Origin of the sequence: Amycolatopsis sp. NPDC026612, from assembly GCF_040638285.1 — a bacterium.
Classification (GTDB): Bacteria; Actinomycetota; Actinomycetes; order Mycobacteriales; family Pseudonocardiaceae; genus Amycolatopsis.
This window is the reverse complement of record NZ_JBEZYB010000059.1, coordinates 1-25221: the sequence shown is the minus strand read 5'-3', so window position 1 is coordinate 25221 and position 25221 is coordinate 1. Positions and strand designations below refer to the sequence as shown.

The following is a 25221-nucleotide window of genomic DNA, read 5'->3' as shown; positions in this document are numbered from 1 at the left end:
GTCGAGATGTCGGTATCTTCAACGAAACCAGGAGGAGTCAGGCAATGGGCGCCGCTCACGACTTGCTCGCCGCCCGGTGTCCGAGCTGGGCCGTGCTGAATGTGGTCGGTGCGCGCTGGGTGCCGACCGTGCTCAATGCCCTGGATGCGGGCCCGATGCGGTTCACCGAGCTGAAGAAGGTCGTCGAGGGGGTGACCGCCAAGGCGCTGACCGAGACGTTGCGTGCGTTGGAGTACGACGGGATCGTCGACCGGGTCGAGACCCCTTCGGTGACGCCTCCGAGGGTGGAGTACTCGCTCACGCCGCTGGGGCGCTCGCTGTTCGAGGTGCTCACCCCGGTGCGGGAATGGGCCGAGCAGCACGTCGGCGACATCGCCGAGGCGCGTCGCCGGTACCAGCTGAATGCGCAGGCGGAGACCGTCTGACTGGCCCGGTCGCCGAGATGACGACCGGACCAGCCCGCGACGGTGTTGGCTGCGAGTCAGCTGGAGGTGAAGCGCTTCGGCGCCTCGCACGTCTTCGTCGCCACGCCGTTGGTGACGAGCTTCTCCAGGGCGTTGTTCACGGCCCCGCTGGATCGGCTCAGCTCGGTGCCGATCTTGACGGGTCCGAACTCCTCGCCGGGATGCTCGTGCAGGAATTCCCTCACCAGTTCGTAGAGCGCTCCCTTCGGGAGTCGCTCCTGCTTCGGTGTGTCAGCCGTCGGGACTTCCGGGGTTGCCTGGCCGGTGGTGTCATGGGAGTCGAGGTCGGTCGTGGGCGAGGAATCGGCTATTCCTTCGTCGGCGTCGCCGGGAGCGGCTTCCGCCTCTTGCACTGTCGTAGTAATCGTCCACGTGACAGGGACTGACTGGTCCTTGCCCGTGGTTCGGGTTACCACTCCTTCGTTGGCCCAGCGGGAAAGGATCTTCGTGGCTGTGGAACGTCCGACTCCGGCCGCGCTGGCCAGCTTTGCGGCAGTGGTGCCGGGGTTTGCCTCCAGGGCGCGGCGAACCTTGGTTTCCGCGGTTTCGGGCTTGGTGTCGTTCGGCTGGGTGTTCTGGGTTTCGGGCATGACGAGCTCCGTTTCGGATGAAGCGGTGGATGGTCATGACCCGGCCGGGGCGTTGGCCCGCCGGTGCGCATCCGGTGGTTCGGGCTACCTGTCTATGGACGCTCGGTCAGCCGCTTCATGTCAAGCCATCGTCCAAACAAGACACACGTATCGCCCGGAAGTGCCTATGTGGGGAACTCAACGGGGTGTGGTGGGCCTGGTGGCGCCGATGTAGTCGTCGCCGGGGTGGCGATATGGCTCTAGCTTCACTGCTTGCCCGAAGTCGGGGGCGTCGATCGTGTTGCCGCTGCCGATATACAGGCCGACGTGGTGGACGCGCCCGGCGGTGGCGTAGAAGACGAGGTCGCCCGGCAGGAGCGGTGCACCGGCGGGCACGTGCGGTCCGGCGGCGTATTGCTCGCGCGAGGTCCGCGGCAGCGGGATGCCGGCGGCGCTGTAGGAGGCTCGGGTCAGGCCGCTGCAGTCGAATCCGGCGTCGCCGTCTAGTGGCCCGTTGCCGCCCCACACATACGGCAACCCGCGTTGCCCGCAGGCATAGTTGATGGCGGTGAGCGCGGCGGGCGTCGGCGCGGTGATGTTCGCGCAGTCCCCGGCGCCCGCGTGCTCGCAGGCCACCCCGGCGACCGCGGCCACGATGGCTTCGGCAGCCGCCTCGTGCTGGCCGTAGGCGTCCGGTGTGCCGGACCGTTGGACGGCCTGGGCGGCGTCGTTGAGGCTCATCTGCTGCCACCCGGACACGGCCTGGAGGTGCCGGTAGAACTGCGTCGCCGCGTAGGTCGGGTCCATGATCTGCGCGGGCGTGCCCCAGCCTTGGGACGGGCGTTGCTGGAAGAGGCCGAGGCTGTCGCGGTCGCCGTGATCGAGGCTGCGCAGGGTGGATTCCTGGATGGCGACTGCGACCGCGATGACCCAGCCGGGTTCGGGGACCTGCAGCTGCTTGCCGACCGAAGTGATGACCGCCGCGTTGGCGAGCTGGTCGGGCCCGTAGCCAGGCACAGTATCCGCTGTCCCGCTGGGCGTGCAGGTCATGCTGCCGGTGCCCGTGAGCGAGGTGACGACGGCCTGCGGCACGGCTCCGAGCAGCACCGGCAGCATCGCGAGCACGACGGCGACGCCGACCGCGATCTTCGATCCCATGAAGCGCTCCTCGCGTGATCAGGACCCGGGACGGCGAGTTCGGCTGGGTGTGGCGTGCGGCGGGAGGGGCGGAGGCGGCGGCAGCCGGTAGGCCACGGCCTGGCCGGCAGTAGCGTCGTCAAGATCAGAGGTCGCCGCCGACGCCAGGGCCGGCCAGGCGCGCGCCAGCTCGCCGAGCGCATATCGCGGCGAAGTCCGGTTCGATGACCTCGCGTTCAGCGGAAGCCAGACCTGGTCGGCCGGACTCGGGCAGGTCGCGCTCGGATCGAGGATGTCGGCTGCCGCGGTGGCGACGGGGACGTCGGCGGTCTGGTCGAGGTCGGCGTGGATACGGGTGAGCGCGGAGCGCGCGCCGGCCTCTCGGCGGCTGGTCGGCAGCCAGAAGAGCACCGGGGTGGCGATGCCGGTGGAGTCGGCGAGGCGGGCGTAGGCGAGCAGTTTGCGGGAGACCTTGGTGAGCGACTCGCTGCCGGTGTCGTATTCGAGGAAGAACTCGAGCTCGCCGGTTGCGGTGGACCAGCGGCCGTAGGCGTCGGGGATGACGAGGTCGCCGAAGTGGCGGGCGCAGCGGGACTCCGACCACCACGCGGTGACCCCCTCACCATTCGGCTCGGGGTCGAACCTGCGGCTGCGCGCGATGAGGGAGGTGAAGAAGTCGCCGACGCCGACGGTGTGGGCGAGGCGCTGGTTGTGGGCGATGGCCATCGCGCGGTCGTGCCGGTAGCCGAGGTCCTTGACCTCCAATCCGTGTTCGGCGGCCAGCACGGCGGCGCCGGCGGGTCCGAGGACGTAGTGCATCGGCGCGGAGCCGAGCTGGCGGAAGGGTTGGAAGCGGCTGACGGCGCGCCAGAGGTACAGCTCGCGCAGCCGCTGCCGGGCGGAACGGCCGGACGGAAACGCGGCGTCCTGCACCTGGGTAGAGGTGAGAACGCGGTGTTCGTAGAGCAGGGCCAGCAGCCACTTGTCCCGCGGTGTGAGGCGGGCGGCGAGTGCAGCTTGGTGCTCAATTGTGTTGGCGGCGCGGGCGGTGGTGCCGCTGGGAAGGTGCTGGCGCAGCTGGTGCTGCCGGGTCGTGGTGGTGATCAACGGGAACCTCCGCGGGTCTCAGAGCCGCGCGCGGCGGGGATCGGTCTTGCGGCCGTGGGCGTCCGGCCTCGAGCTGTCGCGGGTCGTCCGGTCCGGCGGAGCCGTCCGCCCCGCAAGCTCGGACTGGCGACGGCGGAGGACCGCGCGAATTTCCTTGGCGCGCCCGGGGACGGCGGGGCGCAGGGGAGTGGTGGTCATGGTGAACGGCTCGGTTTCGGCGCCGTTGACCACGAGCCGGGCGGCGACGTGGTAGACGCCGAGGTGCGCGAGGTCGTGTTCGGACAGCCGCGGTGCGGTGTGGCGGGCGAGTTCGCGGGCGTCTTCAGGGGAGGCGTTGAAGAAGATCTTCGACCTTGCGTTGGTGGAGATGCCTTCCTTCAGCTCGCGGGGGAGCTGGCCGAGGTGCTGGTGGGCGAGCGTCATGGCGACGCGGAAGCCGCGGGCTTCGGCGAGCATGTCCTCGAGCGGGTAGGGCAGGTTGAGGAAGTTGTGGCACTCGTCGATGACCAGCGAGGCGTCGGAGCGTTCGCGTTGCGGGACGCGGGCGCGACCGGTGGTGGCCTGCCAAGTGCGCGCGACGACCAGAGAGCCGACGAGCCGGGTCGTTTCGTCCCCGAGCGAGCCCTTGGGGATGCGGACCAGGCAGATGCCGCCTTCGTTGAGGATCTGGGTCATGTCGACGGTGGACCGGCCGCCGGCGATCGCGTCCCGGACGAAGGGCCGCAGCAGGAACGCGCGGAGCTTGTTCATCAGCGGGGAGATGACCTGGCTGCGGCTGGAGTCGGTGAGCTCGTCGTACCACTCCCAGAACCCGGCCAGGACCGGGTCGATCAGCCCAGCGGTGATCCGCGTCCGGAAGGCTTCGCTGGTCAGCAGCTTGGGCAGGTCGGCGAGAGTCGGCACGCTTTCCTGGGCGCGAAGGGTCAGGCACGCCGCGCGCATGAGGTCATCAGTGCGCGGGCCCCAGAACGCGGAGTAGACGCGGCGGAAGACGGAGACGAGGTTGTCGACCTCGCGGTCGGTCTCGCCGCCTTCGAGGGGGTTGAGACAGGGCGGGCGTTGCCGCGAGTCGGCGTCGAAGAGCACGACCCGGTCGGCGGCTTCGCGCGGTAGTCGGGAGAGGACGTCGGTAACGAGGTCGCCCTTGGGATCGATGAGCACGATGCCGCGGCCAGCGTCTGCGTCGTCGAGGATCAAGTTGCCCAGCAGCGTCGACTTGCCCGAGCCGGTGGCGCCGAGCACGTGCAGGTGGTGACGGGCGTCCGGCACGCGCAGCCCGACGCCGCGGGTGTGCCCGCTGTCGGCCACGCCGAGTGGCTTGACCTCGGGACCCGGCACGGCGACGCCCGGTGGCGGGGCGACGGCTTTCGCGCCGGCGCGCTCGATGCCGGGGATCTCCGCGTCGACCGGCAGGTGTGCGATCGCCGCCAGCTCTGGAACGGACAGCAGGTCGCCGCGGCCGAGACGACGCTCGGCGAGCGCGCGCTCCGGGTGGCGGAGGCGGGTCCGGGTGAAGTAGTTGTGCTCGGTGTAGCTGGCGAAGCTGGCGGCGAGGGCGTGCGCGCGGCCGCGGGCCGTGTCGCGCGCTTGCCGTGCCTCGGCGTCAGCGGCGTTGGCCAGGTGGGTTGTGACGGCGTAGCGGACGACGACCTCGTACTGCGAGCCGCGCTGCTTGCCGACGATTGCCCGGTTCTGCGCGGAGTACTCCAGCGACAGCTGCGGGTCCTGGCTGATTCGCCGGGCATCACGAGTACGTCGAGGTCGAGTCGCCGCGCCCGGCGTGAGCAGGTCGAGGACGCGGCCGCCCAGCCGTCCGGAGGCGCCGGCGTGCAACCGCCGTGCCGCGCGACGAGCTCGGCCGACTCGCCTGCCGGTGACCGGCCGGGCGAGGACCTGGACGCTGGCGTACTCGTCGCGGCCGAGGCCGACCGGCGCGCCGAGCAAGCCCCGGATCGGGTCGGCGTCGAACCCCGTCCGGATCGGAAGTGCCTCGGATCGGGCGAGCCGCAACTGGCCGCCGACCGTGACCGCCCGCCGGTCTCGGCCAGGCTCGGGCAGCGGCGGATCGGTGAGGATCGCGCGGGTGTGCGCGCCCGGCCAGGCAGCCTCGATCGCCCGCTCGACGAGGCCGGGCGGGATCACGCCCGGAACCCACAGCCGCAGAGAGACGCCGTGCTCGGAGAACCGGTACTCCCACGCCAGGTGCGGCTGGCCGGCGAACCAGCGCCGCCAGCTCGGCCGGAGCAGGCCGACGAGGTTGGACCACAGCAGGACGCCGCCGGCAGGGTCGACGGTCGGCGGGGCGAGGACGCTGATGCACCGCGCGTCGGTCAGCAGCGCGGCGTGACAGCGGCTTCGCCACCAGCACCGGCCGACTGCGTGGCCCGAGATCATGGTGACGAGCACCGAAAGCGCGATCGGTGCCCAGCTCGACGCCTCTTCGAGGACCGCAGTCAGCAGCTGGCTCACGGCGCTCCACGGATCGGTCAGGTAGCCGCCGATCCACCCGTGGTGCCAAATCATGAGCTGACCTCCGAGTTGGCAGGGCCGAGGTCGACGACGTCGTCCAGGGCGGTGTCGCCGAGGTCCTGCGCGATCTGGGCGAGCTCGGCGGGGTCGGTGGTGACGAGGACGTTCTCGGTGAGCGAGGCGAGGGCTTGGAAGGCGACCCATTCGGTGCCGGAGCCGAGCAAGCCTTGGCCGCGATCCGCGGTGAGCAGAAACTGGCGCTGGCCTTCGGACAGGTTGAAGGTCGCCGCGATCTGGTCGATCGCCTGCGGGGACTGGCGCAGCAGCACGCTGGTGGCGGCATTGGCGACGATGGCGCGACCGAGGTCGCTACCGAGAACGTCTTCGATGTCTTGAGTGGCGACGGTGAGCCCGGCCCAGTGCTTGCGGAAGGTCTTCGACATCCGGTAGAGGAACCTCGCCCCGTCGGGGGACTGCATGAGCAGCCATGCCTCGTCGACGACGACCAGCCGGCGGCGACGGTCTGCTGGGTTGGACACTCGCCGCCAGATCGCGTCGAGGGTCAGCAGCGTGCCGATCGCCTTCAGCTCGTCAGGCAGGTCCCGCAGGGAGAAGACGACGAGGTGGCCGTCGGGCGTGGTGGTCGTGGGCCCGGAGAAGAGGTCGGCGAACGCGCCGTCGACGAAGGGGTGCAGCCGGGCGGCGAGGTCCGCGCCGTCCCCTGCGGCCGAGAGGGTGTCGCGCAGGTCGCGCATCAACGGTGCCGGCCGGGTCCAGGTGCGCGGATCGGTCGTGATGCCGGCGCCCGCGTACGCCGCCATGATCGCCGTGTCCAGGACGGCACGTTCGGCGGCACTAAGCTCGGAGCCGAGGCACACTGCGAGCACAGTTTGAAGGAAGAGCGCGCGCCGGTTCAGGGCGTCGTGCGGCGCGGTCCGCCGTCCGGCCGCCGTGGTGTGGAGGGGCAGGTCGAAGGGGTTGAGCCGGACACCGCCGGCGCCGAGGTGAACGTAGGCGCCGCCCACCTGCGCGGCGAGGCGAGCGTATTCGTCTTCGGGATCGATGACGAACGCCTGGATGCCCCGGTACAGGCTGCGCAGGGTCTCGAGCTTGACCAAATAGGACTTTCCCGAGCCGGACCGGCCGAGGACGACGGAGTTGTGGTTGTCGCAGGCGAACCGGTCCCAGTGCACCAGCCCTTGGGAGCCGACGTTGTACCCGTAGAGCACACCGCTCGGTACCGACGAGGTCGGGTCCGTCGCAGGCAAGTCCGGTGATGTGAACGGGAATGCCGCGGATGCGGCGGCGGTGTCGAACGTCCTCTTCAGACCGAGGGAGTCCAGCCCGAGCGGCAAGGTGGTCACCCAGCCCTGCAGAGAGCGGTATGTCGCCGGCTTGGCGTCCAGCAGCAGCGACGCGCACAACGACCGCAGCGCCGACACCTCTTCCTCAAGGGTTTCTTCGTCCGGCGCGTGGATGGTCAGGTAAAGGCCGAACTTGAATAGCCGGCCTTCACCACGGGCGATCCGGCGGGAGAGGTCGGCGGCGTCCTCGGCCGCCGCGTCGAGATCCGGGTCGTCGAGCTGGTCGTGCCGGGCGTGGTGGCGCCGCGACGATTCCAGGCGGGCGCGTTGCTTCTTCAACCCGCTCGCCGCGGTCATCGGGTCGACTGGCTGGACGTGGACGGACACGTCGAGCCGGGCGGGGTAGGTCAGCAGCGGCGCTAGCCAGCCCGGGTAGACCTCCTGCGGGTAGCCGGTGACGCCGAACGAGGCGACCCATTCGTTGCCGACCTCGAGATGGCGGGCGCCGACCGACAGCGAGTCCGGGGTGAACGTCTCGGCCGTTGATCCGAGGTCATGGATGCGCGACATCGCGGCTCACCTACCTTCCAATTCGTCGTCGTACAGGTCGGTGATCGGTGCGGCAGTGACGACGTCGTCGGCCCCGGCGAGCGCGGCCGACGGCGGTAGGAAGGTGTCGGGATTACAGGCGGCGGCCAGCACGCCGGTCGCAGTCGCGGCGTCCAAGGCGGTAACGACGATCCCGGCCGGCGCGAGCAGCTCGGTGGCCTCGCTCAGCCGTCGCGCGAGCCGCTGTTCGGCTGCCTGACGTGCTGTGGGATCAAGCGGTTCCGCAGCGGATTTCCGCCGTAGGTGTCTCAGCGTCGAGCTGACGCTGTCGGCGACGGCGGGCCGTCTGGGCTCGCGCAGGACTAGCAGGACTTGGCGGCGCAGCAGGTCGGCGTGCTGGCTGAGCTGGGTCAGGTAGTCGGCGTGGTCGAGCGCGGCGGCCTCGAGCGCGGGGTGGGGGAGTCCGCCGGCGTGGTCACGAAGTTCGTCGATCTGCGGGGCGAGGTCGAGGCGTTCGGTGCGGACAAGGAACTGCACGGGCGCGGTGAGCGAGTGCAGGTAGCGCGCGAACGACGCGACGAGCGCTTCCTGCTCCGCGGGCGTCCGCAGGGAGAAGTTGACTGTCGAGCACGCGGCGATCACCGCGAGCCCGTCCGATCCCAGATCGACGACGCCCGCCGTACTTCCGCTGGTGACGCCGCGAGCGGGGAGTTCCAGTGGTGTCGGCGCGACCTCGTTCCGCGACGGCTCGTGCCCGGCGGTGAGCCAAGCCGGGGCGGGCTGGACGCCTTCGGGCGCGGATACCTGGTGGCGAGGGGTGAAGCGTTGCCGGATCGCGGCCAGCAGAAGCCGGTCAAGTGCGACGCCGTCGCGTTGGCCGAGCGCGAGCACCGTGACAGCCAGCGCGATCGGCACGGCGAGGAGCAGGAACACCGGCAGCGGCAGGATGGGGCGGGTGGCGCTGTAGAGGGCGTAGAGCAGCAGGCCGCTGACGCCGAGGATCGCCAGCTGCCGCGCGGTGAGCGGGCCGAGCACGCGGTCGGGGCGGTCGACGTCGGCGGGAATGCGCACGGGACGAGACATGGCCTCGCTACCTCACTTCGACTTCGGGCAGCGCCGCCGGGACGGCAAGTTCACCGGCAACGGCAGCTGCTTGTCGGCTGGGTTTCGTGTCGGTGCAGGTTCGGGTGGTGGTGTCGGTTTCGGCTGGCGGTGCACGCCGAGGGGCAGCGGGTACTGGCCGGCGGCAAGTGGCCGATTGCCGCTGTAGACGTCGGGAGCCGGGCGTCGGCGAGCGCGGGCTGCCCGGTTGATCTGTCCCGACGAGGTGAGCAGGCCCGGCCCGGTCTGCGGCGCGTGGTTGGTGCGGGCTGGGTCGCCGAGTTCGTCGGCGAGGCTGCGGCGCGCGGCCCGTGGTGGCTGGCGTGGCAGGTGGATCGGGAGCATGCCGGCACTCGGTGCGAGCAGCGCGTTGGGCAGCTTCGCGGGCGGACGGGCGTTGCGGTTGATCCGCCCGTCCGGCATCAGCAAGCCGGGCTGCCGCCTTGGCTTGGCCGAGGTCATTGGGTCGGCAAGATCGTCGGCCAGGGTGCGCCGCGGTGTGCGGTCGGGGTCATGGCGCACGGTGATCGGCAGTCCGAGCTGGTCGGCGGGCAGCGCGTTCGGCAGATCCTTCGGAGGCAAGGCGCGCGGGTTCGCGCGAACCGTCGTCTCGCCGTCGCGCACGGCGGAGCTGAACATCGACAGCTGACCACGTCCCGGTCCGAGCTCGTTGAGGGCGCCGTCGCGGAGCGGTTCGTCCCAGCCGCGACGCGTGCTCCGGGCGGGGCGGGAGACACGGTGCACTCGCATTGGGAAAAAGAACTGGCCGGAGCGAGTTGACGGCGGATCAGCAGGTGCGTTCGGCCCGGCAACGCGAGGTCGTCCGCCGGCCCGGTTGGCTGCGGTGCCGGCGAGGAGCCCCATCGTCTTGTAGGCGATGACGCCGCGTGCGATCCGTCCGAGCAGGCTGGCGCGACCGGATCGCAGCGGGGCGAGAAACCAGAACGGGATCTTGATCAGCACGTAGAACAGCGCGACGCACAAGAGCAGATTCATCAGAGCCGACAACGACGGCCCGAAGATGGTGAAGCCCCCCGGGGCGAAGAAGATCCGCACGGTCACCACGAGCGTCAGTGACTGGCCGACCTGGATGGCCAGGACGCAACCGGTGCCTTTCCACCACAGGTAGGCGACGCCTTCGGTGTGCGGGAGCGCGTGCAGCATCAGCGCGATCGGTGCGGCAGCGATCAGCAGGATCGTGGCGATCACACGCACGATGAAGACGACAAGCAGCACCAGCAGCATCGCCACGAGGCCGAGCCCGAGGATGCCGAGGAACAACCCACCGCCGTGCAGGGAACTCTGCACCATCGTGATCAAGCTGCGGGTCATCTCGGCCGGGTCGGCGCCGATTCCGAGGATGGCGGTGGAGACCGCGTTGGCGATCTGGATGCCCTTGGTCGCGAGGAATAGCGAGAGTGTGCCGGCGAGGAAACCGACGACGAGTCGGGGCGCGATTTCTTTGACGGTGTAGCGGGCTTGAAGCGTCTGGTAGCCCATGATGATCAGCCCGGCCAGCAGCACGAGCACGACGTAGGCGGTGAGCAGGATGTGCCACGATCCGACCCAGATCGCACCCAAGCCCGGCAGCTGATCTGGCTCTGGCGTGGTCAGCAGCGTCTTGCCGAGCAGGTCCAGCAGCGGGTTCAGACCGGCCGCGACGACCGCAGCGAACAACGCGCTCGCTGCGACGACCATGCATCCCGTGAGGTCGGTCAGACCGCATTCCGCGGCGTCGCCGGTCCCGTTGGGAACCAGCGCCGGCGGGGGTGTGCTCGGGACCAACGTGGAAGGCTGCGGGATGCAGTTCGGTCCCTTACACGGCGGCGAGCTGGGCGGCGGCGCGCAGTCGGGTGCCAGCGACCCCGGGAAGCAGGTCGGCGGCGCGGGCAACGTGGTGATCGGTGGTAGGGGAGAGGCCGGGATCGTCCGGCTCGGCGGGTCGCCTGGAAGGTTGCAGGCCGGTTCGGTAGCGCCGGGCGCGCAACTGGGATTGGGCGGTAACGGCAGCGGTGGTTGCGCGGGAGCGAGCTGACTCGCGGGTGCCCCAAGTGGCGGGCTCGAGGCCGCCGAGGCCGACGTGATCAGGCCGAGCACGACCACCAGCGACGCGGCTCCCAGGCCGGCTCGCCGGATACGACGACGCCACCGCCGAGGTTCGTCAGCGCGAGTACGTTGAGGGGGCGCGATCATCCGGCGCGGGGCGGACATCGGTTACACCCCGCCGACGATCGTCTTGAGGATTTCCACCACGAGCGGCGCGAGAGCGGCCAGACCGAACCCGATGCCGGCGGCCTTGAAGGCGCCTTTCGCCTTCTCGATTTCGCCCGGGTCGTTGGACGCCATCAAGTAGCGGAGCCCGCCGATGGTGAGGAACACGAGCGCGACGCCGGCGAGGATGCCCATGATCCACGAGCGGATGTTCGACAAGACCTGGTCGACCGTCTGCGCGAGCGCGACATATTGCACGGTCTCGGCGTGCGCTGTGGACCCGCTGAGCACCAGCGCCGTAGCGGCCAGTGCGCAGCCGAGCAGAATGCCTGACCGACGTCGCGGTCGGGGAGTAGAGGTCGGAGCTTTCGGCACAGGACTGGTGTGCGAACCGCTCGATGCGGGGATTCGGGTTCGGTGGTTGCGCCGGTTCGATGGCTGGCGGGCTGCAGCGGGGTGATGACCGGTGCGGAGCGAGATCAGTCGCATGAGGACGTCTCCTGAACGGCGCCCGGTTCCAGTTCGGACCGGGATGGGCGAGGACGTGCGGGCAAGCGCGTCCCGCGGTCCCCAACTCCGGGATTGGAGGTGCTGGGAGACACCGGGCGCCGCGTCTTCTCCGCGCCGGGCCGGTTCTGCAGCTGCATCCGGCGCGCGGTTCGACCTCGCCGCGCCGGCGTCGCGCCGCCTTCGCGGAGGGCGGTGAGGTAGTCGGCGAGTTTGCGCTCGGCGCGGTGGCGAGCCTGCTGGGTCGCCTTGTAGGTCTGGCCGCGTGCGTGCGCGGCGTCGGCCAGCGGCAGCTCGCTGAACCGGGTATCGCCGATCAGCGACGCCTCTGCGGCGGTCAGGACACCGGCCTCCACCGCAGCCAGTAGAACGAAGTCCGGATGTCCGCCGGTGTCCTGAGGCCCGAGGGCGCGAGCGCCGAGATCGGCTACCGGGGCTGCGGCGTCGAGCGCATCGCGCAGTGCGCGGTGACCGGAGCGGTAGGCGGCCCAGCGCAGCCGTACGAGGATAGCCGGCCGGGTGAGGTCGACGTCGGTGAGCGCTTCGAGGAAGCCGGTCAGCACCGCGGCGTGGATGTCGTGGACTTCGCCGCGGAACCGGTTGGTCAGCTTGGCCGCGACCGGGATCAGCACCGGTAGTGCCAGCCCGACACAGGCGACCGTCCACGTGCCGCCCTCGGCGCGCGACCGCGTAACCAGCGCCGTCCATACCGCGTCCCGCGTCTCCTGTGGACAGCCCTTGGCGATCAACGTGGTGCCGACTTCGTCCAGCGGCACCGGCCGCGGCGGCAGCCCGCGAATCCGCCGGCCGTCGAGGGCGACCGGGTGCGGGCCGGTGACGAGCCAGGCGAACGCGGTACGGGCGCAGTCGAACACACCTGGTTCGGGCCGACGACTGCGCGCTGAGATCCAGAATTCGGGCTTCTTCTGTGACGAGGTCAAGTCCATGACGGCACTCCTGAACGAGCGACAAGTGACGTCACCAGGAAGCCGGTCCAGCCGCCTCAAAACCGCTTCATGCCCAGGTCAGCGCCGTGTCGAAGTCGCATCAAAGACGTTTCACACCTGCACACGCGCCGCGAAATCCGTGGGTCCCGGTCCGAAGCGGACGGACGTGTCGCACGGCCTCTTAGGACGATCGGTCGTCGGCTTAGGGAGAAGCTAATTCGGAGCGGTGATGTCTCTTGCCGACGCTGTTCCTGGAGTTAGCCCGTGACAGTGCAGAAGCCGCCGACCTGGTCGTCAGCGGCACGCCTTCGGAGGTTTCGCTCGTGACCCGACGTCCGCAGTCCCCGGCCAACCGACCGTCCAATCGCGACGACTCGAGCCGCCCACCACGCACCCGGCCCGCCAACGGCATTCCCTACCCGGGCGCACCCGATCCCAGCGGCTCGAGCGCGCGCCCGCGACGATCCGCGAAGACGGCCGGCCCGTCGGAACGTACCCGTGAGCTGCCCCCTATCCCGCCGACCGTGTGGGCGACGGGCCCGGATCCGATCGACCCAACGGCGACTTGGCCCGTGCCGATCGTCGAGTCCATCACGACCAGCTTTTCCGCCGCCGGTGCTCGCATCCTGCTCGCTCCATGGCCGACGACCGAAGTGTGCAGCGCACCCGGCGCTCGCGAGTTGGTCGCCGCGTGCGAGGCCGTGCGGGCGCTGGGGCGCGACACCGTGGTGGCCGACCTCGTCCCAGCGGCGCCATCGCCAGCAGAAGCGGCGATCAGGCTCGCGGCGCCGAAGAAGCAAACCCCGCACGGCGCAGACGCATCGAAGCAGGCCACGGACCGCACACGGGCCGACTTGATCATCACGGTGCTGCCGCCCCATCACGAAGACGACGGCTCGGTCGAGACGGTTGCGATCGCGGCCGCCGGCAGGCTCGTCTTCGGCGGCGTCCTGGCCGTCTACACCCACAGCGACTGGTCAAGCGGGCGCCTGATCGACCGCTCGGGAGCGATGATCGCCGCCGCGCAAAACGCCGACCTGCTCTACCTCCAGCACATCGTCACCCTGCACACCGCGATCCGGAACGGCCGCCTCCAGCCGCCTCAAGCCGACGGGCCGGTGCGCGACGACGCCGACCGCCGCGCGTGGAAGCCTGGCTCGCCGACGCCGCACACGCGCGTGCACGGCGACGTCCTCGTCTTTGCCCAGGCTCACGCCGACACCGCAGACCTCCGATGACCGACCAGCAGAAGGACAGGTGTGCCCCATGACCGCCACGCCATCGAGCACCGCGCAGTCGCCGGTCGACGAGCCGACCATGCCGCTGCCGCGCGCGTTCATCAACGCTCTCGACCTCGCCTCGCCCATACCCGCCGGAGACGTTTCGGACACCCGGTCCGTCGGCATGCCGACGGACCGAGAGGAATTGCCGGTATCGGTGTGGGCGACCGCTCAGACGTCACCGGCCGCGCAGCGCAAGGTCCGATACGTGTCCGAGTCGACCGCGCATCCGGCCAAAATGCTGCCCGCCGTCGCCGCGCACGCCATCGAGCACTACACGACGCCGGGCGAGCTGGTGCTGGACCCGATGTGCGGGATCGGCACCACCCTGGTCGAAGCGATCGACCTCGGCCGCCGCGCGGTCGGCGTCGAGTACGAGCCGCACTGGAGCGACATCGCTCGCGCGAACCTTCGCCTCGCGCGCAAGCGCGGCCACGACCACGACGGCCAAGTCGTCCGCGGCGACGCCCGCCAGCTCGAGACGCTGCTGCCAGCGGAGTACGTCGGACAGGTCGCGTTGGTGGTCACCTCGCCGCCGTATGGTCCGTCAGTGCATGGGCTGGTCAGCACGAACAGGGAGACCGGCGTCGATAAGGTCAGCAAGCGCCACTACCGCTACGGCAGCGCCCTGGACCGCGGCAACCTCGCCAACATCGGCCACCACCGCCTGCTGGCAGGCTTCACCCGCATCCTCACCGCCTGCGCCCGCGTCATGCAGCCCGGCGGTCACGTAGTGATCACCGTCCGACCGTGGCGCGAGCACGCCGAGCTGATCGACCTGCCCTCGCAGGTCATCGCGTGCGGCGTCGCGGCCGGTCTGATTCCGGTCGAGCGGTGCGTCGCCCTGCTTGCCCGGATTGCGGACAGCGAACTCGTCGCACACGGCAGCTTTTTCCAGCGGGACTTCATCCGCAAGCAGCGTGAGGCGGGCCTGCCGCTGCACCTGATCGCGCACGAGGACGTCCTCATTTTTCGAGCTGGGTGTGACGGCAAGACTCGGCGGATCGAGGTTCGTCACGAAAACGGCGCGATCGGACCAGGGCACTGGGCTGCGTGACCAGCGTCGTACTCACCAGGACAGAGGCGGGGTCAGGCGTTTCGGCTGCTGGGCGCCGTTCGTGCCTTCGGTCAGCGCATCGATTCGCTCGTCCCCGGCCCGGCCGGCGGTGAGCCGGTCGTTGGCCCCGGCGAGACCGCGAACGTCTGTACGTGGTCGATGGCTGCCTGCAGGGCGTCTCTCAGCGGGGCGATGTCGCGGGCGACCTGGGCGAGGAGCATGCCGCCCTGGAAGGCGGAGAGCAGGAGATGAGCCAGCTGGGTGGGATCCGCCTCAGCGCTGAGGCGCCCGAGCTGCCGCATCCGCTCGAGTCCGTCTCGGAAGATGTCGCGCCACTGCTGGAACGCGTTCGCGAGTTCCGTGTGGACGTCCAGATCGGTCTTGGTGATCTCGCTGGCGAGCGAGCCGAGACTGCAGCCTGCCTGGTAGGAACGCTCGTAGGCGACGTAGTGGTCCGCCCATTCCCGAAGCGAGTCGAGGCTGTCGAAGTGGGTGAAGCGCTCGCTGCGGTGGAAGGTGAGGACGCGCTCGGCCTGCCACTCGATGACCGCGAGAACCAGGCTCTCCTTGGTCGGGAAGTAATGGTTGAGCTGTGAGCCGCTGACGCCGGCGGCGTGACGGAGTTGCTCGTTGTTCGTGGCGTGGACGCCGTAGGTGTAGATGAGCTCCGCGGCGTGCTCGAGGATGCGGGCCCGGGTCGCCTGCCCCTTGCTCGTGAGCTTCTGCGGCACGCGTGCCTCCGTCGTGGCTTCCATGGCGCACAGCTTACCGCGGATTGGGCTTGACAGCCCATTCTGGCGGGTGTTCACTGCAGTTAATGGGCTGTCAAGCCCAAAAACTGACTACGGTCACGAGGCATGCGGAGGCACCCATGAAGGCGATAGTCGCCACTGACCAAGCCGCGGAGGCAGCTGGGATCACGCTCGTGGAGCGGCCTGAGCCGACGCCGGCGATCAACGACGTCGTCGTCGAAGTCCATGCGTCGGGCTTCGTCCCCGCCGAGTGGGAGTGGCCTTCGACGTGGGTCGATCGCTCCGGGCACGATCGAGTTCCGGCGATCATCGGCCACGAGTTCGCCGGCGTGGTCTCCTCCCTTGGCTACGGCACGACGGGACTCTCGCTGGGACAGCGGGTGTTCGGGATCGCCGACTGGCATCGCGATGGCACCCTGGCCGAGTCTGTGGCCGTGGAGGCCCGCAACCTTGCGCCGCTGCCGGGGAACGTCGACTTCACGGTGGGTGCGAGCCTGCCCATCTCCGGTCTGACCGCGTGGCAGGGCCTGTTCCAGCACGGCCGTCTGCAGGCGGGGCAGAGTGTCCTTGCGCATGGTGCCGCCGGCGCGGTCGGGTCCGTGGTGACGCAGCTCGCCCGGGAGTTCGGCGCCTACGTCATCGGGACCGGGCGGGCGGCGGACCGCCAGGCGGCGCTCGACTTCGGTGCGAACGAGTTCCTCGACCTCGGCCACGACGATCTCGGCGACATCGGCGGGGTCGACCTGGTCTTCGACGTCATCGGCGGTGACGTCCAACGGCGCTCGGCAAGCATCATCCGGCCTGGCGGGACGCTCGTGTCGGTGGTCGGGCCGGTGGAGGCACACCCGGTCGGCGGCCTCGCGATCGACTTCGTCGTCGAGTCCGTCCCGAGCCAGCTGGCAGAGATCGTCGACCGGGTCCGGGACGGGCGTCTTCGCGCGCACATCGGCACCGTCACGACCCTCGACGACGCCGTTCCCGCGCTCAACCCGACCGAGCGGCGCAAAGGCAAGACGGTCATTCGCGTACGCCCCTGAGCGCTTCGGAACAGCTGGGTGGGCCGGGAGCGCGGCCTGGGGCAATGGACCAATGTTCCCGGTCCTGGCGCAGTCCGAGGTGCGGCATACTCATCGTGTGTTCCCGGCGGCGGAGTTCGATACAGGACGGCAGCGGCTGTTCGGACTGGCCTACCGGCTGCTGGGCGTCGCGGACGAGGCCGAAGACGTCGTCGAGGACGCCCACCTGAGCTGGAAACGAGCGAACTGCGGGGCGGCCACGCACCCCGATGCCTGGTTGATGAAAGCCGTCACCCGGCTGTGCGTCGATCGGCTTGGCGCGGTACGCGCGACCCGCGCGCACAACCTCGGCTCGTGGCTGCCGGCACCGGTCCTGACCGCCACGCTCGGTCCACTGGCAACGGCTGAACAGCGCAACTCGGTTTCTCTTGCCCTGCTGGTCCTGCTTGAGTATCGAACGCCGCACGAGCGGGCAGTGTTCGTGCTGCGCAACGCTGTCGGGTGCAGGTACCGCGCCATCGCGGAAATCCTGGAGCTGTCGCCCGGCAACTGCCGACAGCTCTACCATCGCACGACACGGCATCTCGCGAACCGGACTTCGTCTTGCCAGCCGGTCCGCGCTGAGCGTGTGCGTCTCGCCGAGCAGTTCCTCGTGGCGATCAAGGCCGGTGACGCGATCGGTCTCGAAGCGATCTTGGCCCAGGATGTCACGGTGTGGGCCGATGGTGTCCGTCGTGTCGCCACCGCACGTCACCCCGTCGTGGGCCGGGACCGTGTTGTGCGCTACCTCGTCGCGGCGTTCCGGAAGATCGTGGTGCCCGTCAGGTTCGGGTTCGCCGAGGTCAACGCGAGCACAGCGATCCTTGCGGCAACCGGAGGGACGCTGCTGGCCGTGGTGGCGCCGGAGATCGACGACGGCCGTATCGTCGGCCTGCGTATCGTCGCCAGCCCGGACAAGTTGTTGTTCGTTGCCAATGGGTTGTCAGCTCCTACGGGGCGCATGTCGGTTCTCGACAAGTAACGCAGAAGGGCGACTGAGGGACGAACTCGGCGGGCAGTGAGTGCCGCGCCGAGGCAGCCGGTGAGGAGTTTCATCCCGGCCAAGGGGTCGTCGCCTGGAGGACCGCTTCGGTCAGCGCTTCGGTGCGCAGGTGGGTGACCTGCTGGTACTCCGGATCGGCGACCATCCGGCTGAACGCTTGACGGCTCGGGTAACGCACGAGTAGGACAGCGTCCCAGTCTTGGCTTTGCTCGGCGACGAGCGGGGTCGAGCCGTCGCCCGCGTACAGCACTTCGGCGCCGTAGCGAGGCAGGAAGATCTCATTGAGAGCGTTGGCGTACTGGTCGTAGCTCTCTCGGCCACCGTCGCGGAACCGCAGGAGGTTCAGCATCACGACCGGACCGCCGGGATCCTCGGAAAGGTAGCGCTTGAGGTCCTTGCCGCGGGGATCCACCGCCATGTCTGGCCTCCATTTCGATCGGGCATGCTGGTGCTGAACGAGCGCTTGCTCAGACTAGGGGACCGCGGCCGGGGTCAGCGGTTCTGATCGGCGCGGTTTCACCCGACGGCAGCGCTCATCACGCAGAGCACGCCGACGAGCACGACCAGTCGGTAGCGGGGAGACCGAGCGGTTCAACGTCGGGGCCTGCGGCCCTGGCGAAGAGGGTGGGAACGACCAGGGATGGACCGGGCGGAACTCAGCGCGGTCACGACCTGCGCCATGAACGCGCCGCGAACACCGGCCCTGGCTGATCGGCGCACTGGTCGTGGTCGCTGAAGGCATCTACTGGTTCCAGCCGTGGCGGCTGTGGGTGGACGAGACAGTGCAGGACACCCTCGGCGCCGACGTCGACGCCCGGACGGTCGTTCGGTCTGGCGGATCTGTCGATCCGGGCGACACTCGTTCGTATCAGGAGCGAACGGCGGCGCCCGTCCGCCGGAAGGAGTGAAGTCATGGCCCAGTTCCTGTTGTCCGTGCACAGCGTCGAGGGCGAAGTTCGTGAGGAGCCCACCGAGGAGCAACTGCGTCGGTCGCATCGGCTGCTCGGCGAGGTGGAGAAGGAGCTGAAAGCGACCGGAGCGTGGCTGTTCAGCGCCCGGTTGAGCGAACCGGGTGCCGCGCGGGTGGTGCGGGAGTCCGGCGGTGAGGTGCTGAACACCGATGGGCCGTTCGCGGAAGGCAAGGAACACCTCGGCGGCTTCTACCTCATCGAGGCCGAAGACCTCGGCGCCGCGGTGGCGTGGGCCGCCCGGGTGACCACCGCGATCGCGGTGCCGATCGAAGTGCGCCCGCTTGCCGGGTTCGAGGCATAGCCGCGTCTCACGCAAGATCGGCGCGAAAGGACGGTGACGGTTGAACCGAAGAGGAGTTCCGGCGGGCGGTCTGAACCACCGGGGCTTGTCGCCCGCCGGTTCGGCGGCGGTGTGTTACCGGTGGTCGCACGAGGGTCTGGGCGGCCGGCCGAACCGCAGCGATTCAGCAGGGTTGGTTCGTCGGATGGTCCGACGTGCTGGGCGGAGCGGCTGTGGGCGGCGCACTGCGGTGCAGGCAGGTCGGGTCGTCGCGTCGGACGGGTGAACACGCGTTCGGGCTGGTCGACTGCTCCGCGCCGCTCTCGACTCGCTCGCCGGTTGATTTCGAACGGGCACTCACGACTGCACGTCAGCGGCTTGGTCACCACGTGCAGGTCAGAACGTCGACGGTTCGACTGGTGGGCCCCAGTCGGTGAAGGGCGCCACCCCGAGGAGCGCGCCTCCGGGTTTCGTTTCCAGCACGGCGAGGCCGTAGATGGTGGCGGCTTCGTCGTCCAGTGGCACCTGGAAGACCAGGTCCGATTCCTGCACCGGCTTGCCGCGCTGATCGTGCCGCAGAGGATGGAAGTAGCTCTGTCCCGGGCCGAGTTCCGTTCCGTCCCAGGTTGTCGCGAATCCGGTGTAGTACCCGCTTTCGCCGGCGCGAGTCGCGTCGCGGGGGACGTTGGGTGGGATCGCCCAGAACGTCCGGCCGTTGCACTGGACGAGGGTCGGCCGGTCCCCGGCCTGGGCGGTGCGGGGTGGTGGAGTCCACCTTTCGCCGACCTGCTTCCCGGTGACCAGGAGACGCACGGCGCTCGGCTTGGTGATGGCGATGGTGATGGGGCTGCTCGTATTGTTGACGATGCGGGGGCGCAGCTTGATCTGGTAATGGGTGAGGTCGAGGCGACCGTCCGAAGTGAAGACTTCCCCTTTGCACCAATAGACGACCTTGAGGTCGACCGAGGGCAGCGACGGGTCCGTCGGATCGGGCTTGGGGCAGTCCTTGTTCAGAGGCACGGAGGTGCCACTGGACGCGATCGTCGGGGTGGTGTCGGGGGACTGCGGTGTCTTGGCCGGGCGGCTGGTGCCGCCGCCGCTGCCGGATTCTGGGTGCTCACGCTCCAAAGCCGGGGCGCGACGGCGGCGAGTGCGAGCAGGACCAGAACGGCGCAGCCGGCGACTTTGTACCGGCTCCGCTGTGGGCTTGGCTTCTTCCACTCGTGCCTGATCAGGACTATGCCGAGGGCGAGGAACGGCAGGGCGGTCAGTCCGATGAGGCCGATCGCCGCCACGGCTGCGGTGATGTCGGCGATGTAGCCGACGAACAGTCCGGCGAGGGCGAGCGCGGCGACGGTCAACGCCAGGATGCTCGACCACTTCGAGGTGAGAAACAGCCAGGCTTGTCGCAACCGAGGGGGAACGTTCACCGCGCCGGCCCGCCGGCACGCCATGGAGATCTCATGACCTTAGTGTCGCCGCAGGCGTCCCAAATGTATCCGGGAAGCCGGGGTGCGGTTCCGGGCGCTACGGTGAATCCACTCGAAGGAAGGGTGTTGACGTGAGTGGGCAGATGCAGATCGGCGAGGTCGCCGAACGCACTGGTCTGTCGTTGCGCACCATTCGCTACTACGAAGAAGTCGGCCTGGTGGTGCCGAGTGCTCGAAGCCAGGGCGGCTTCCGGCTGTACCAGGAGCAGGAGATCGAACGCCTGCGGCTGATCATGCGGATGAAGCCGCTCGGGTTCCAGCTGGAGGAGATGCGGGAGCTGCTGGCCATTCTCGATCCGGCTCCCGGTGATCCGGACCTGCCGGACCCGCACGCGCGGCTGGCCGAGTTCGCCGAAGCGGCCGAGCGCAGCCGTGACGAGCTGCGGACGAAGCTGCGGATCGCCGACGAGTTCGCGGGTACACTGCGCGCTCGGCTGGCGGACCTGGCCGGCGGACTTGCGGGTACCGCCCCCTGATTTCGGCGCCGAATCCGGCGCGACGCCCGTGATCCCGCCCTCAGATCGCTGCGTTGGGGGCGCCGCCGCCGCAACCCTACCCTAACGTAAGGTATGAGTTGAGGACGGCGTGAGATCCCTGCCGTTCACCGGGGTCGCCGATGCCTCCGGCTTCGTTGTGCGCGCTTCGAGGCGCGTCCCGAGCATGTCTGGTTGGTTCGTGCCGAATTCCCTGTCTCTTGCGCGTCTTCGTGGCGCGCGTCCGGCGTGGCTGTCGCCGAAGGTGGCCCGCACCGAGGTGCTCGCCGGCCTGGTGGTGGCGCTGGCACTGATCCCGGAGGCGATTTCTTTCTCGGTCATCGCCGGGGTGAGTCCCAGCGTCGGCCTGTTCGCCTCGTTCACGATGGCGGTCGTGATCTCGGTCGTCGGCGGCCGGCCCGCGATGATCTCGGCCGCCACCGGGGCGATCGCGCTCGTCGTTGCCCCCTTGACCAGGGAATACGGCCTGGGTTACCTCGTCGCGACCGTCATCCTCGGCGGGCTGATTCAGATCGCACTCGGTGCCCTGGGGGTGGCCAAGCTGATGCGGTTCGTCCCGCGCAGCGTCATGGTCGGGTTCGTCAACGCCCTGGCCATCATGATCTTCCTGGCGCAGGTGCCGAACCTGATCGACGTGCCGTGGGCGGTCTACCCGCTGTTCGCCGGCGGGCTCGTGCTGATGCTGCTGTTCCCGAAGCTCACCACGGCGGTCCCGGCGCCTCTGGTGTCGATCGTCGCCCTGACGGTGCTGACGGTGGCCGCTGGCATCGCGGTGCCGACGGTCGGGGACAAAGGGGCGTTGCCGTCGTCCCTGCCGATCCCCGGCTTGCCGGAGGTGCCGTTCGCGGTGGCGACGTTGACCACGATCGCGCCCTACGCCGTGGCGTTCGCGCTGGTCGGGCTGATGGAGTCGCTGATGACAGCGAAGCTCGTCGACGACATCACCGACACCCGGTCGAACAAGACGCGGGAGTCGATCGGCCAGGGCATCGCCAACGTCGTCACCGGATTCTTCGGCGGCATGGGCGGGTGCGCGATGATCGGCCAGACGATGATCAACGTCAGGACCGCCGGGGCCCGGACCCGGCTGTCGACCTTTCTGTCCGGGGTTTTCCTGCTGATCCTGTGCCTGGTGTTCGGGCCGGTCGTGTCGAAGATCCCGATGGCCGCTCTGGTGGCGGTCATGGTGCTGGTCGCGTTCGGGACCTTCGACTGGCACTCGATCGCCCCGGCCACGCTCAAGCGGATGCCGGCCGGCGAGATCACCGTCATGATCGTCACGGTCGCCTTCGTCGTGGCCACCGGCAATCTCGCCATCGGCGTGGTGGTCGGGACCCTCGCCGCGATGGTGATCTTCGCGCGGCGGGTTGCGCACCTGGCCCAGGTCACCGCGGTGACCGATCCGGACGGTGGCCAGGTCGTCTATGCCGTCACTGGGCAGTTGTTCTTCGCCTCGAGCAACGACCTGGTGACACAGTTCGACTACGCGGGGGACCCGGGCAAGGTCGTGATCGACCTGAGCGACGCCCACATCTGGGACGCCTCCACCGTCGCCACGCTCGACGCGGTCACCACCAAGTACGCCGCCCGCGGCAAGACCGTCGAGATCGTCGGTCTCAACGAGCCCAGCGCGACGATGCACGGACGGCTCAGTGGAGAACTCACCGGCAGCCAGGGCTGAGCCGGCCCGGTACCGCTCGCCCGCACTGCCTGACGGAAGTGCGTTCAGCCTCCGTCGTTGCCCCGGGCGCTGGATCAGGCCGGCTCGAGTGGGTGGCGTGGAAGGGGTGGGTAGGTGCCGAGGTCGAGCGCCTCCCCGACGGGCAGTGCGGCGGTGAGAGCCCAGGCCGGCCGTCTTCGACCGCTTCCGGGGCTTCGGGTGTGGGGAGAGCTCGGTACTGGATCCGGCGTGAGCGGCCGGACACACTGGCTCGGTGCCGACCGTGTACCGGAGCTCCCGTGGTCAAGAGGCGGTGCGGCAGTGGTGTTCCGACGCCTTGGCGCATGCGGATTTCCCGCTCGCCACCGCCACTGTGGACACCGGCGCGGGCCGGGTGCACGTCACCTCCGCCGGTACCGGGCCGGCGCGGGTGGTCGTGGTGCCGGGGACGGGTTTCAACGCCGCGGTGGCGTTGCCGTGGCTGCGGGCGTTGTCCGCCCGCTGGAGGACGACGGTGGTGGACCTGCCGGGGCAGCCGGGGCTCAGCGATCCGCGTCGGCCGCGTCGGGCGAAGCCGGGCTGGTACGGCCGGGCGTTGGACGAGACTCTCGCGGCCGTGGAGGCTGACGGTGTCGTGGTGGTGGGCAACTCGCTCGGCGCCGCCGTGGCCCTGGCCGCCCGATCGTCCCGGATCGCCGCCCGGGCGTTGATCTCGCCCGCCGGGTTCATCCGGCTCAGCGTCGACCCGCGGCTGGCAGCTGCATCGTCGGTGTGGCTGCTGCGTCCCACGCCCGAACACACTCGGCGGATGCTGCGGTTGTTCGTCGCTCCCGGCGTGCAGCCACCGGAGACCGAGGTGACGTGGATGACGTTGCTGGCGCGCTGTTGCCGCACCACTCTGGCACCTCCGCCGCTACCGCCCGAAGCGCTGGCGCGGTGCGCCGAACGGCCATGTGTCGTAGGAGTGGGCGAGCGTGACCGGTTCCTGCCGCCCCGGCGGCTGGTGCCCGCGGTGCGGCGGACCATGGACCTCGATGTGCGGGTCTTCCCGGGCGTCGGCCATCTGACGACTCCAGCCGATCTCGACGCGGTGGTGTCACTGGTGGCGGCGGTGGCCGGCTGACTCCGGCGTGGAGGGAAGCAGCTCAGGCGGCCGTCCTGGCGCCGGGCAGGCCGAATCGCAAGGTATTCGTCAGATTCAACTCCTCGGTTCTCCGGCATGCTGTGGGCAGCCTGCCGGGGTAAACGGCGGGCAACGCTCTGCGACGACCAGGTACGAGCGGGGAAGCAGCGGCCCGTACCCGGTCGCCAACGGCATGGGGCCGGACGGCGGCGACGCACAGTGCCGTGCGCGTCGTCGTTCGTTCCGGTTTCGCGGCAGAAGAGAGAGGGAGCAGGTGCTGCAGCGCGGACCTCGGTCCTGGGAGGTCGGCTTGGCCGGTTACCTGCGGGCGGTCTCAGCGGCCGTCGGCGTGCTCCCGGGCGGTGTCGGCCGGGACTTCGACCCGCCCGCCGCCTACCTGGCCTTGAGCCGGCGTTGCGCTCAGGCTCCTGAACGTGACCTCATGCTCGTCTGGTCAGCGGAGTCGGGCTGGGACCTGGTGCTCGAACACGCGGAGCTGGGGCCGGGAGAGGTGCTGGGCCGGTTCGGGGACCCGCTCGTCCCCGAACCGGGCGAGGTGGCGCGCTTCGTCGACGACGTTGTGGCGGGGCGGCGGGAAGGCGGTCGACCGGCACGTGGTGCCGCGTCCGACCTGGCCGACCTGCTGCAGCGTTACACGGTCCTCGCCTTGCCGCATGCTCAGCTGCCGGGCCAGGGTGGCCTCGCGTGACGTGTGGCGGACCTGTCGCCGCAGGAGCGGGCCTGCTGCGGTTTGCCGATCCATCTCAGTACCGTTCGCCGTGGGCTCGGATCCACGCTGCTCGACATCATGGTGGCCGTACTCGGTGCCGGGCGGCCTCGCCTGTGCTACTTCGCGGGGCGGGGTGCGACGGCAGCACCGACTTCGTCGAGGGTCTGCTCGCTGACCAAACCGGTGTCTTCGAGAACCTCCATGTGGTCCATGACGGTTTGGTTGGCCTGCCTGGCCAGTCGCCGGACGAGGTCGTTGTGGGTGCTGGCTCGGACTTCGGCGATGGTGGCGAAGATCTTGCCGTGGGATGAGCGGAGCAGGCTGACGAAGAGCTGGTCGAACTGCAGCCCCTGGGCCTCGGACAGCTGGCGGTCCCAGTTCTGTTGCTCAGGGGTGGCCTGGTCGGGGAGCTGCACGCCGGTGATGGCGGAGTCTTCGCGGACGAGCTGGTCCAAGAGCGAGTGCCCGTCGAGCACGTGCAGGCCGGCCCGCTTGATCGCTTCGCTGCTGGCATGGGTCTGGGCCAGGCGTCCGGCGGGAATTTCCCACAGCCCAGCCTGCCGGACCTTGACCAGAAAAGTCTTGTCCGTTTCGGTGAGCGGTCCGGTGTTCCCGGCCGAGGATGCCGCTTCCGGGGCGGCGCCGGCGGCGTGTGCGCCGGCATGCGCATCCGGGGACTGACTCGCCTCGCCGACGCCGCTGTTGGTGATCGCGATGGCTGTGGCGCCGAGCGCGGTCGCGGCCACGGCGCCGGCGATGATCGCGCGAACCCCGGTGAGCCGGAGTTTTCCACGGTGATTCGACATGGTTGCCCTTTCGGTGATGTCTGCGGTCGCCTGGTTTCCGCGGGGCGGCCGCCCCTGAGACGCCACTTGTTCTCCTGGACGTGCCACGGCGGCAGGGTGGGCAGGATCTCGCCGTCGTCGAGGCGCTCGCTGAAGTCGTCGACCAGGCACTGCGT

24 protein-coding genes are annotated in these 25221 nt (G+C 69.6%); 10 read left to right on the top strand and 14 right to left on the bottom strand.

Going from position 1 to position 25221, the window contains the following annotated elements:
* Positions 1 to 44: 44 nt before the first annotated feature.
* A complete protein-coding gene (locus tag AB0F15_RS34160) occupies positions 45 to 425 on the top strand; it encodes a helix-turn-helix domain-containing protein (RefSeq protein WP_360279602.1) in 381 nt (126 codons plus the stop codon).
* 56 nt (positions 426 to 481) lie between these two features.
* On the opposite strand, the gene AB0F15_RS34155 is transcribed toward AB0F15_RS34160, so the two are convergent.
* From AB0F15_RS34155 to AB0F15_RS34115, 9 genes are all read right to left on the bottom strand, one after another.
* Positions 482 to 1054 (bottom strand): hypothetical protein, encoded by a 573-nt coding sequence (locus AB0F15_RS34155; RefSeq protein ID WP_360279599.1) that lies wholly within the window; start codon positions 1052 to 1054, stop codon positions 482 to 484.
* 177 nt (positions 1055 to 1231) lie between these two features.
* Positions 1232 to 2191 carry an NlpC/P60 family protein gene (locus tag AB0F15_RS34150; protein WP_360279596.1) on the bottom strand — a complete coding sequence of 320 codons (960 nt, stop codon included), beginning with the start codon at positions 2189 to 2191 and terminating at the stop codon, positions 1232 to 1234.
* A gap of 18 nt (positions 2192 to 2209) precedes the next feature.
* Positions 2210 to 3277 carry a replication-relaxation family protein gene (locus tag AB0F15_RS34145; RefSeq protein ID WP_360279593.1) on the bottom strand — a complete coding sequence of 356 codons (1068 nt, stop codon included), beginning with the start codon at positions 3275 to 3277 and terminating at the stop codon, positions 2210 to 2212.
* Between the two features lie 18 nt (positions 3278 to 3295).
* The gene (locus tag AB0F15_RS34140) at positions 3296 to 5800 is read right to left on the bottom strand and encodes a DUF87 domain-containing protein (RefSeq protein WP_360279590.1); all 2505 of its coding nucleotides are present in this window, start codon (positions 5798 to 5800) and stop codon (positions 3296 to 3298) included.
* Positions 5797 to 7620, bottom strand: a complete 1824-nt coding sequence (locus AB0F15_RS34135) for a DUF87 domain-containing protein (RefSeq protein ID WP_360279587.1) — start codon at positions 7618 to 7620, stop codon at positions 5797 to 5799. The genes AB0F15_RS34140 and AB0F15_RS34135 overlap by 4 nt, the downstream gene beginning before the upstream one ends.
* Before the next feature lie 6 nt (positions 7621 to 7626).
* The gene (locus AB0F15_RS34130; protein WP_360279584.1) at positions 7627 to 8682 is read right to left on the bottom strand and encodes a PrgI family protein; all 1056 of its coding nucleotides are present in this window, start codon (positions 8680 to 8682) and stop codon (positions 7627 to 7629) included.
* Positions 8683 to 8694: 12 nt separating this feature from the next.
* The gene (locus AB0F15_RS34125) at positions 8695 to 10398 is read right to left on the bottom strand and encodes a hypothetical protein (RefSeq protein WP_360279581.1); all 1704 of its coding nucleotides are present in this window, start codon (positions 10396 to 10398) and stop codon (positions 8695 to 8697) included.
* A gap of 516 nt (positions 10399 to 10914) precedes the next feature.
* Positions 10915 to 11238, bottom strand: a complete 324-nt coding sequence (locus tag AB0F15_RS34120; protein WP_360279683.1) for a pilin — start codon at positions 11236 to 11238, stop codon at positions 10915 to 10917.
* Positions 11239 to 11390: 152 nt separating this feature from the next.
* Positions 11391 to 12365, bottom strand: a complete 975-nt coding sequence (locus AB0F15_RS34115) for a sigma-70 family RNA polymerase sigma factor (protein ID WP_360279579.1) — start codon at positions 12363 to 12365, stop codon at positions 11391 to 11393.
* A gap of 572 nt (positions 12366 to 12937) precedes the next feature.
* On the opposite strand from AB0F15_RS34115, the gene AB0F15_RS34110 reads away from it, so the two are divergent.
* Positions 12938 to 13603: a hypothetical protein gene (locus AB0F15_RS34110; protein ID WP_360279576.1), complete on the top strand. Its 666-nt coding sequence runs from the start codon at positions 12938 to 12940 to the stop codon at positions 13601 to 13603.
* 28 nt (positions 13604 to 13631) lie between these two features.
* A complete protein-coding gene (locus AB0F15_RS34105) occupies positions 13632 to 14702 on the top strand; it encodes a DNA methyltransferase (protein WP_360279574.1) in 1071 nt (356 codons plus the stop codon).
* 71 nt (positions 14703 to 14773) lie between these two features.
* Here AB0F15_RS34105 and AB0F15_RS34100 read toward each other — a convergent pair whose 3' ends face one another.
* Positions 14774 to 15457 (bottom strand): TetR family transcriptional regulator C-terminal domain-containing protein, encoded by a 684-nt coding sequence (locus tag AB0F15_RS34100; protein ID WP_360279571.1) that lies wholly within the window; start codon positions 15455 to 15457, stop codon positions 14774 to 14776.
* 116 nt (positions 15458 to 15573) lie between these two features.
* Between AB0F15_RS34100 and AB0F15_RS34095 the strand changes: the two genes are divergently transcribed.
* Positions 15574 to 16491: an NADP-dependent oxidoreductase gene (locus AB0F15_RS34095; protein ID WP_360279680.1), complete on the top strand. Its 918-nt coding sequence runs from the start codon at positions 15574 to 15576 to the stop codon at positions 16489 to 16491.
* A 52-nt stretch (positions 16492 to 16543) separates the two neighbouring features.
* A complete protein-coding gene (locus tag AB0F15_RS34090; protein WP_360279568.1) occupies positions 16544 to 17491 on the top strand; it encodes a sigma factor-like helix-turn-helix DNA-binding protein in 948 nt (315 codons plus the stop codon).
* A gap of 70 nt (positions 17492 to 17561) precedes the next feature.
* Here the strand turns inward: AB0F15_RS34090 and AB0F15_RS34085 are convergent, their stop codons facing one another.
* Positions 17562 to 17930 (bottom strand): DUF1330 domain-containing protein, encoded by a 369-nt coding sequence (locus tag AB0F15_RS34085; RefSeq protein ID WP_360279565.1) that lies wholly within the window; start codon positions 17928 to 17930, stop codon positions 17562 to 17564.
* A gap of 494 nt (positions 17931 to 18424) precedes the next feature.
* Between AB0F15_RS34085 and AB0F15_RS34080 the strand changes: the two genes are divergently transcribed.
* On the top strand, positions 18425 to 18784 hold the full coding sequence (locus AB0F15_RS34080; protein WP_360279562.1) for a YciI family protein: 360 nt from the start codon (positions 18425 to 18427) through the stop codon (positions 18782 to 18784).
* A 375-nt stretch (positions 18785 to 19159) separates the two neighbouring features.
* On the opposite strand, the gene AB0F15_RS34075 is transcribed toward AB0F15_RS34080, so the two are convergent.
* Complete coding sequence (locus AB0F15_RS34075) at positions 19160 to 19783, bottom strand: hypothetical protein (protein WP_360279559.1); 624 nt, start codon at positions 19781 to 19783, stop codon at positions 19160 to 19162.
* Positions 19774 to 20124, bottom strand: coding sequence for a hypothetical protein (locus AB0F15_RS34070; protein WP_360279556.1), 351 nt, complete (start codon positions 20122 to 20124; stop codon positions 19774 to 19776). The genes AB0F15_RS34075 and AB0F15_RS34070 overlap by 10 nt, the downstream gene beginning before the upstream one ends.
* 200 nt (positions 20125 to 20324) lie before the next feature.
* On the opposite strand from AB0F15_RS34070, the gene AB0F15_RS34065 reads away from it, so the two are divergent.
* The 4 genes from AB0F15_RS34065 (at position 20325) to AB0F15_RS34050 (ending at position 24239) form a co-directional block, all read left to right on the top strand.
* Positions 20325 to 20729 carry a MerR family transcriptional regulator gene (locus tag AB0F15_RS34065; RefSeq protein ID WP_360279553.1) on the top strand — a complete coding sequence of 135 codons (405 nt, stop codon included), beginning with the start codon at positions 20325 to 20327 and terminating at the stop codon, positions 20727 to 20729.
* 184 nt (positions 20730 to 20913) lie between these two features.
* Positions 20914 to 22428 (top strand): SulP family inorganic anion transporter, encoded by a 1515-nt coding sequence (locus AB0F15_RS34060; protein WP_360279550.1) that lies wholly within the window; start codon positions 20914 to 20916, stop codon positions 22426 to 22428.
* Between the two features lie 253 nt (positions 22429 to 22681).
* Positions 22682 to 23530: an alpha/beta hydrolase gene (locus tag AB0F15_RS34055; RefSeq protein ID WP_360279547.1), complete on the top strand. Its 849-nt coding sequence runs from the start codon at positions 22682 to 22684 to the stop codon at positions 23528 to 23530.
* Positions 23531 to 23804: 274 nt separating this feature from the next.
* Positions 23805 to 24239, top strand: coding sequence for a DUF6292 family protein (locus AB0F15_RS34050; protein ID WP_360279544.1), 435 nt, complete (start codon positions 23805 to 23807; stop codon positions 24237 to 24239).
* Positions 24240 to 24376: 137 nt separating this feature from the next.
* Here the strand turns inward: AB0F15_RS34050 and AB0F15_RS34045 are convergent, their stop codons facing one another.
* Positions 24377 to 25132: a DUF4142 domain-containing protein gene (locus AB0F15_RS34045; RefSeq protein WP_360279541.1), complete on the bottom strand. Its 756-nt coding sequence runs from the start codon at positions 25130 to 25132 to the stop codon at positions 24377 to 24379.
* Between the last annotated feature and the right edge of the window lie 89 nt (positions 25133 to 25221).

What these genes read in the sequence shown, in the direction of transcription:
- AB0F15_RS34160 (WP_360279602.1), top strand. Translation starts at nt 45, where the DNA reads ATGGGCGCCGCTCACGACTTGCTCGCCGCCCGGTGTCCGAGCTGGGCC.
- AB0F15_RS34155 (WP_360279599.1), bottom strand. Translation starts at nt 1,054, where the DNA reads ATGCCCGAAACCCAGAACACCCAGCCGAACGACACCAAGCCCGAAACC.
- AB0F15_RS34150 (WP_360279596.1), bottom strand. Translation starts at nt 2,191, where the DNA reads ATGGGATCGAAGATCGCGGTCGGCGTCGCCGTCGTGCTCGCGATGCTG.
- AB0F15_RS34140 (WP_360279590.1), bottom strand. Translation starts at nt 5,800, where the DNA reads ATGATTTGGCACCACGGGTGGATCGGCGGCTACCTGACCGATCCGTGG.
- AB0F15_RS34135 (WP_360279587.1), bottom strand. Translation starts at nt 7,620, where the DNA reads ATGTCGCGCATCCATGACCTCGGATCAACGGCCGAGACGTTCACCCCG.
- AB0F15_RS34130 (WP_360279584.1), bottom strand. Translation starts at nt 8,682, where the DNA reads ATGTCTCGTCCCGTGCGCATTCCCGCCGACGTCGACCGCCCCGACCGC.
- AB0F15_RS34125 (WP_360279581.1), bottom strand. Translation starts at nt 10,398, where the DNA reads ATGGTCGTCGCAGCGAGCGCGTTGTTCGCTGCGGTCGTCGCGGCCGGT.
- AB0F15_RS34115 (WP_360279579.1), bottom strand. Translation starts at nt 12,365, where the DNA reads ATGGACTTGACCTCGTCACAGAAGAAGCCCGAATTCTGGATCTCAGCG.
- AB0F15_RS34105 (WP_360279574.1), top strand. Translation starts at nt 13,632, where the DNA reads ATGACCGCCACGCCATCGAGCACCGCGCAGTCGCCGGTCGACGAGCCG.
- AB0F15_RS34100 (WP_360279571.1), bottom strand. Translation starts at nt 15,457, where the DNA reads ATGGAAGCCACGACGGAGGCACGCGTGCCGCAGAAGCTCACGAGCAAG.
- AB0F15_RS34095 (WP_360279680.1), top strand. Translation starts at nt 15,574, where the DNA reads ATGAAGGCGATAGTCGCCACTGACCAAGCCGCGGAGGCAGCTGGGATC.
- AB0F15_RS34090 (WP_360279568.1), top strand. Translation starts at nt 16,544, where the DNA reads ATGTTCCCGGTCCTGGCGCAGTCCGAGGTGCGGCATACTCATCGTGTG.
- AB0F15_RS34085 (WP_360279565.1), bottom strand. Translation starts at nt 17,930, where the DNA reads ATGGCGGTGGATCCCCGCGGCAAGGACCTCAAGCGCTACCTTTCCGAG.
- AB0F15_RS34080 (WP_360279562.1), top strand. Translation starts at nt 18,425, where the DNA reads ATGGCCCAGTTCCTGTTGTCCGTGCACAGCGTCGAGGGCGAAGTTCGT.
- AB0F15_RS34060 (WP_360279550.1), top strand. Translation starts at nt 20,914, where the DNA reads ATGTCTGGTTGGTTCGTGCCGAATTCCCTGTCTCTTGCGCGTCTTCGT.